Genomic DNA, 6,878 nt, shown 5'->3' with positions numbered 1-6,878 from the left:
GGTAATAATGGTTCAATAATTAGCCACTCTTCATCTGTTAAACTGCTTAAATACATAAGTGACAAAACATACTGTTATTTTATCAGTATACTAGATCCCAAATGGGTTCTATACGTGCTACTTCACCCTCTTGAAATCTCACTTCATTGGGGTCAAGGACTGTTCCTGTTTCTGTGGGTGAAACTCGCTCAATTACAACCCGTTCTTTTTGAACAGGGACTGTAATTCGTGCAGTTTCAGTTTCCGTATGTTTACCAACTGCAACTTCTCCGGTTTTAACGCGCTGTTTATTGGCTATGAGGCGTTCTTCATACAATCTAAGTGTTTGATGATATTGATCATTCAAATTGTATAAATTAGGTTCTGTTTGATAATTGTATGTATTGCAATCGTAAATTACATTACTATTTATCTGACGAAATACACTGCGTACTCTTTCTTCATAGTCTTCATCAACTGTATAGCTTTCGTGGTACTCAGGTAGCTTTTCCACTTGCTCTTTACTAAGTCCATCGACATATACCCGTTGTTCGGGATAGTTGATGCGTGAAAGACCGATTGGTAGTAATATTCTCTTACCAAGAGTATCAAAGCCTGTGTCAATCACTAAATAGCGAAAACGCCCATTTGGATCAACTAAAGCATCACTTACGGAACCAATTTTTACTCCGCCCTCAGTATAGAGTTCTAAACCTTTAACATCATCACCGCCAAATGTTTCTCGGTATTGAGGGTCAAATTCTTCGAGTTTGTAAAGAGGCATAGCTGGGAAGTTCTTGAGAAGATATATTGATATCTCTACGCTAAAAATTCTTGTGCGAGAAATCCTCTAACTGATGGCTGAATTTTTTAAGATATTTATTGTTGTTCTCTATACCCACCGCAATCATACGATGATATTCGTCTACTGTCTATTTTGCTGTAGTTAGACTCATAGCGATCGCTGGCTAAAAATTTGTGTTTCTCACCTCAAATTTGGGTATATTTTAAGCACTATAGCCTTTCCTAGTACAACGCGGCGGAAATAAACAGACTATATAGAATTGCTAAAAGGCTTGTGATATCACTATTCTTTCTTTTTCCTTTTGCCCTTCGGGTCGCCATTTGCTTTATGCCGAGAAACCCGTCCACCGCAATGGCTCACTTTTTACTTTTGCCTTGTTGTACTAGTCTGCTGAGATACAAATTTATCTGCGTCCATCTGCGTTTACTAAGTTTTATATTTCACCGTGGGAAGATGACGACCAACATAGCCAATAATGACTCTTCCTGGTTCTTTTGGAAAGAAGTGAATTCGCCAGTTACAAAACCTTAATTTAATATGCTTCTCAAATAAACGCTTTTCCCCATCGGGGCAAAGAAACATTCTTTCATTTTTATATTGATTAAGAGTTGCTTCACTTTCTCCCGACTCCTCAAGAGCATAACCTTTAACATTGAATGAGCCAGTTTTCCAGTTTTCTGTACATTGTTGGAGTTCATACAAGATTTTAAAGACAGGCTGAAGTTCTAACTGTCTAGTACGAATATTTTTTAGCTGCCTACCAACAACTTCACAAAATTCTAAGTTTGGAAATAATTCTGTTTTCCGATTCCATATATCTTCCCCGTCAATAACCATGTCACGAATACGCTTTTGTATCCATTCTTTATGTTCATTGACATGATGACTGTAGCTAGAGTGTGGAATCTCTAGACTTTCATTAAAAATCTTTTCATCTTCATTAATTTGTATTGTATCGATTTCTATATTGCTACAATTCCAGCATTCATCTGATGTAAAACTTACTGCTACGGTATCAAGTAAATGAGCAATACCAAGTCCAATAGCTAATTCTCCCCCATAATAGAATTCAGATAAGCCAGTATTATTTTCAATATCCTGAATATCCGAATTTCCTAAATCTATGGATAAAGGAGCTTTAGTAACAAGAGTTTTGATAAACAGTCTTTCTCTTTGGTCTGCATCATTAAACCAACGACCTACAGGATAATTAGGTGCGAGCATGATTGTATGAAAATTTTCTTGAGAGCGAAGGCTAACCTTAACACCCTGTGCAGTAAAAGCTTTAATAGTTTTAATTAACTCAGACATCCATTGTTGTGCTATGCGCTCATTTTCGGCTAGATTTCGCAGAGATAATTCATTGAATATTAAATCAAGCTCCACACCCTAATCTCCCGTAGCAGGTTCTAACAAAGCATCTAAGCTTTTTTCCCATTCATCAAAAAATCCATCAGGCCATCGGTCAATTCTACCGTCCCGATCAATACTTGGTGAAATGACTTTTGTGTACGCCTGTCCCTGGTTTTCTTCACGTTGAAAGTAATGTAATTGCACATCTTCTGGTTTAAGCTTGCCATCATGAACAGCAAGACGAATCCCGTTCAAAACATGGTCGCTGTGAGTTTCTATCACTACTTGAACACCACAACTCGCTGCAAGTGCTAGTAATTCACCCATTTTGGCTTGTCCTCTGGGATGAAGATGAGCCTCCGGATTTTCAACTAGCATTAGTGTATCAGGTTCTGATGCTAGTACTGCTAAAATAATTGGCAAAGTGTAAGTAATACCAAAACCAACATTAGTTGCACGGTAAGGATTACTATCTCCATAAAAATATTGCATATTCACCAAACCCATATCTGAATTTGATGTGATTTTTATACGTGTACCAGGGCTAACCTCTCTCATCCATGCTTCAACTTGGTCTATCAAATCCATTGATTTGGCATGTGGATAACTTAGGTTAGCGATAGGAATAGCTTTACGTCCATAAACATAAAGGAAATGTGCTGCATATTCTCCTTTAGTGCCGAGTTGTTTACGTATTCTGACTTGATAATCTAACGTTTCATTAAATGGTCGAGGCCCAAGCCGTTCTGCTTGTAGATAGTGGAAATTTTTACTGAAAAGGCTGGATAAGTAAACTTCAGAATTGATTGATTCTAAGGCAATATTTAAAACATCTGCATCTTTCTTCTCCAGGTCGTAATTAAAGTTCCATATTCCTTTCCTATTATCTTTCCAGGCAACTTCAAAACTAATATAATTATCTTTTGCTCTTTCACAAAACGAATCTTGAGCAGTACCAATATGAACTAATTCACCGTTTAACGCTAAACCTGTCTTTGGTAATAATTCTTGTTGGTAAGATTGACGCAGAAGTAGCAATGATTGTAATACTGAAGATTTACCAGTACTGTTAATTCCTGAAAGTAGAGTTAGTGGTCTAAACTCTAAAAACTGATTTTCAAAAGTTTTAAAATTGATTAACCGTAGTGAAAAAATCATTTCAATACTTCCTGAATTATTTTCTCAATAGTACCAAATCGATACTCTATTTTGTTTTCAGCTTGAGAAATAGAAGAGAAAAATTCTTTATCATTATCTGTATAGAAAATAAAATCATCAATTATTTTTTGTTTACGTTCTTTTAATACTTTAATTTCTTCATCATTCAATTGACTAAGGTTTACTGACCAAGCTTCAAACAAAGATTTATTAAGAGGAAATTTTCTTTTATTTTTATTAGACAGTTTACGAAAAGCATTTTCTCCAAAAATATTAAATGCTGCTATCATAGCTTTTTTAAAACTGGTTTCAATTTCATTTAATTCTGCGTCTGAAAGATTATTTACTTTGGATAAACCCTTACTTAAAAAAGCATCTCTAGTATCTTTATGATAATCTTTGTAAGAATTTAACTTAAAAGCTATAAAACCAGTAATAAATTCTCGATCATCCATACGTTTCTTCTTGGACTCACTAAGATTTATAACTCGCCTAAATTCTTCAGTTACCGCAAGTTTAGCTAAAAATTTGTTGGCTTGACCAGGATTAAGAGCATGGCGAATTTCTTGGTTGGAAAGGCGTACACCTCCTGTATTAATTCGTTTGAAGATATTATATTTTACTTCTATAGGTGTACCTTTTTCAATTAGATAAACGGTAGGTTGAGTTTCAAGGATGCGTCGTTGATATCTTGGTTCTAATTCATCATAAGTTTTACCATCAAGATTTGTTAGGTATTCTAGTCCACTTAGCGTCAGCTTTTTCTCACTGACAAATTGCTTTAAAGCAGATAGGCGTTGTAATCCATCTACAACTAACCATTTATCTTCATTAGTTGCATCTATATAGAATGCGGGTAGGGGAATACGAATCAAAATAGATTCAATTAATCTACTTTTAACATCATCCTTCCAAATATTAGCCTGGCGCTGAAAATCAGGTGCTAAATCTAGCACTTCTTGATCAATACGTCTCAGTAATTGTTCGATTGTTGGCTCCCTAGTTACAATATTTATTTTTTCTGGATCATAATCAAAAGTATTCTTTTCATATTGCTCTTCCTCATTCTCATCTTCTTCGTTAATCGTGTCTTCATTATTGATATAATTTTGCAAATTTGTCACAGTAAATCCTCCATCCAGATATGTAATAAATATTAATTGTTTTGAGTATATGATTTAGATGGCTAATTTGATGAGATACTAACTTGATTATAAGAGTTTTATAATTTGTAGAGACGCGGAATTTCACGCCTCTATATAAATTTTGCTTCAGCCTAAATTACGATTTTGTGATCTTCGTTACCCCCGCCAAATCCAAAATCTTGGGAATCAAATCTTCCCGCTTCACAGCCATCATGTGGACACCATGACACAATTGCTTTGCTATTTGCACTTGTTCTGCGGCAATTTTGACACCTTCTTCTAGGGGGTCTTTGGCTTTGGCTAATCTATCAATAATATGTTCGGGTATATTTACACCCGGAACGCACCTATTAATAAATTGAGCATTTTTCGCTGATTTCAACAGAAAAATTCCTGCCAAAATGGGTTTATTATGCACAGACGCTATCTTATCCATGAACTTTTCTAGTCTTTCAAAATCAGTGATTAATTGACTTTGAAAAAACTGCGCTCCGGCTGCAATTTTGCGTTCAAAGCGACTTTGCAAACCAGACCAACTTGCACACTGCGGGTCTACGGCTGCACCGACAAATAAATCTGTCGCGCCATCAGTCAAGGGTTTATCGTTGCAATCAACACCTTGATTCATTTTTTGAATTAATTGCAGTAGTCGCACTGACTCTAAATCAAAGACACCCTTTGCATCAGGATGATCACCTGCTTTTACCGGGTCGCCTGTTAAAGCTAAGATATTCCGAATACCTAAAGCATGAGCGCCCATCAAGTCGGCTTGTAAGGCGATACGGTTGCGATCGCGGCAAGCCATCTGACAAATTGGTTCAATGCCGTTTTGTAGTAAAATCGCTGAAGCTACTAATGACGACATTCGCAACACAGCGCGGCTACCATCAGTAATATTGACAGCATGAACTCTCCCCTTAAGAGTCGCCGCCATTTCAATTGTATGAGTAGGATTTCCTCCTTTTGGGGGTGCTACCTCGGCGGTAACTAAAAATTCCCCTGCTTGCGCGGCTTTACGGAAATAATTTAAAGCAGCACAGCTATGGTTATCTTCCATAACGTTATTCTTTATGTTCTTTTTAAGCGTATAACAAATTACACCTTAAAGAACAAGGGGCAGAATCGGGAAGTGGGGAAGAAAAACAATGATCATTCTTCCCCAGCACTTGCTAGTTAGGAAGTACGTAAGTATAAACTTAAGTACAAGCTTCCCTATAAGCCATGATGAACTACACAGGCATAGAGTAGCCTAACGCTGCTTTCACATCTGCTAAAGTTTGATTAGCGATCGCTTGTGCTTTTTCCCGTCCATCACGCAACACAGACTCCAAATAACCCTTGTCATCCATAATTTGCTGATATTTTTCTTGGATGGGTTGTAAGGCATTAATTGTTGTTTCTGTCAATAGTGGCTTGAATTGTCCCCAACCCATATCTTGGCATTCTGCTGCTACTGCTGCTTTGGTCTTGCCAGACAGCAACATATACAAAGTTAATAAGTTATTACACTCCGGCCGTTCTGGATCATCAAAAGTTAAACCCCGGACAGGATCAGTTTTGCACCGTTTGATTTTATTCGCAATCTGGTCTGGTGGATCTAACAGATTAATCCGGCTCAACTCTGACGGATCAGACTTGGACATTTTGCGTGTCCCATCGGTCAAGCTCATCACCCTTGCGCCATCTTTCCGAATCAAAGGATCTGGTAACTTCAAAACTGGTTGATCCTTAGCAAATTGATGATTTAATCGATTGACAATATCCCTTGTCAGTTCTATGTGTTGTTTTTGGTCTTCACCCACCGGCACTTTATCCGCTTGATAAAGCAAAATATCAGCCGCCATCAGCACTGGGTAGATTAACAAACCTGTACTAACGTTTTCACCTTGTTTAACAGCCTTTTCCTTAAACTGAATCATGTCTTGTAGCCAGTTTAGGGGAGTGATGCAGTTAAGCAGCCAAGCAAGTTCACTGTGTGCAGAAACATGGGACTGGACAAAGATACTGGAGTGGTTTAAATCAATCCCACAGGCCAGGTAAAGTGCGGCGATGGTGTAAGTATCTGCCGCCAAAGACGCTGGATTATGCGGTACAGTAATCGCGTGTAAATCCACTACACAAAAGAAATTTTCATACTGGTCTTGGATTTCTACCCAGTTGCGAATCGCGCCTAAGTAGTTACCTAAGTGCAGATTACCAGTTGGTTGAACTCCTGACAGCACACGCTGCTTACCCATAGATTCACTCTAGTTCTTGCTAAATGTTCATGCACGTATCCATCCTTATGATGCCGTGTCACACGGCATTATAGACTTTTTATGCGTCAAAGATGGCAAGGTGGCAATTTCTCTCCAAAAAAAGTAGGGTGTATTACGGCCAGGACTTACGCGCAAAGATTATCTGTAGAGATTGGGTGAAAGGGTGAAAGGGTTTGGGGT

The 6,878-nt window shown here is 37.7% G+C and carries 5 protein-coding genes and 1 pseudogene; all 6 read right to left on the bottom strand.

What is annotated here, in order from left to right:
* Positions 1–106 precede the first annotated feature (106 nt).
* Positions 107–763, bottom strand: a pseudogene (locus H6G79_RS27870) (DUF2382 domain-containing protein); the annotation flags it as partial.
* Between the two features lie 447 nt (positions 764–1,210).
* On the bottom strand, positions 1,211–2,170 hold the full coding sequence (locus H6G79_RS27865) for a hypothetical protein (RefSeq protein ID WP_190592630.1): 960 nt from the start codon (positions 2,168–2,170) through the stop codon (positions 1,211–1,213).
* A gap of 3 nt (positions 2,171–2,173) precedes the next feature.
* Entirely contained in the window at positions 2,174–3,295 is a 1,122-nt protein-coding gene (locus H6G79_RS27860) for a DUF3696 domain-containing protein (protein ID WP_190592629.1), read from the bottom strand.
* The gene (locus H6G79_RS27855) at positions 3,292–4,419 is read right to left on the bottom strand and encodes a DUF262 domain-containing protein (RefSeq protein WP_190592628.1); all 1,128 of its coding nucleotides are present in this window, start codon (positions 4,417–4,419) and stop codon (positions 3,292–3,294) included. Before H6G79_RS27855 ends, H6G79_RS27860 begins: the two co-directional genes overlap by 4 nt.
* A gap of 157 nt (positions 4,420–4,576) precedes the next feature.
* Positions 4,577–5,497, bottom strand: a complete 921-nt coding sequence (locus H6G79_RS27850; RefSeq protein ID WP_190592627.1) for a methylenetetrahydrofolate reductase — start codon at positions 5,495–5,497, stop codon at positions 4,577–4,579.
* A 172-nt stretch (positions 5,498–5,669) separates the two neighbouring features.
* Positions 5,670–6,677 (bottom strand): tryptophan--tRNA ligase, encoded by a 1,008-nt coding sequence (trpS, locus tag H6G79_RS27845; protein WP_190592626.1) that lies wholly within the window; start codon positions 6,675–6,677, stop codon positions 5,670–5,672.
* Between the last annotated feature and the right edge of the window lie 201 nt (positions 6,678–6,878).

The sequence above is a fragment of the Anabaena sp. FACHB-83 genome (assembly GCF_014697485.1).
Taxonomy (GTDB): Bacteria; Cyanobacteriota; Cyanobacteriia; order Cyanobacteriales; family Nostocaceae; genus Nostoc_B.
The sequence above is the reverse complement of the archived record's forward strand: the minus strand, read 5'-3'. Positions and strand labels throughout refer to the sequence as shown.

What these genes read in the sequence shown, in the direction of transcription:
- H6G79_RS27860 (WP_190592629.1), bottom strand. Translation starts at nt 3,295, where the DNA reads ATGATTTTTTCACTACGGTTAATCAATTTTAAAACTTTTGAAAATCAG.
- H6G79_RS27850 (WP_190592627.1), bottom strand. Translation starts at nt 5,497, where the DNA reads ATGGAAGATAACCATAGCTGTGCTGCTTTAAATTATTTCCGTAAAGCC.
- trpS (WP_190592626.1), bottom strand. Translation starts at nt 6,677, where the DNA reads ATGGGTAAGCAGCGTGTGCTGTCAGGAGTTCAACCAACTGGTAATCTG.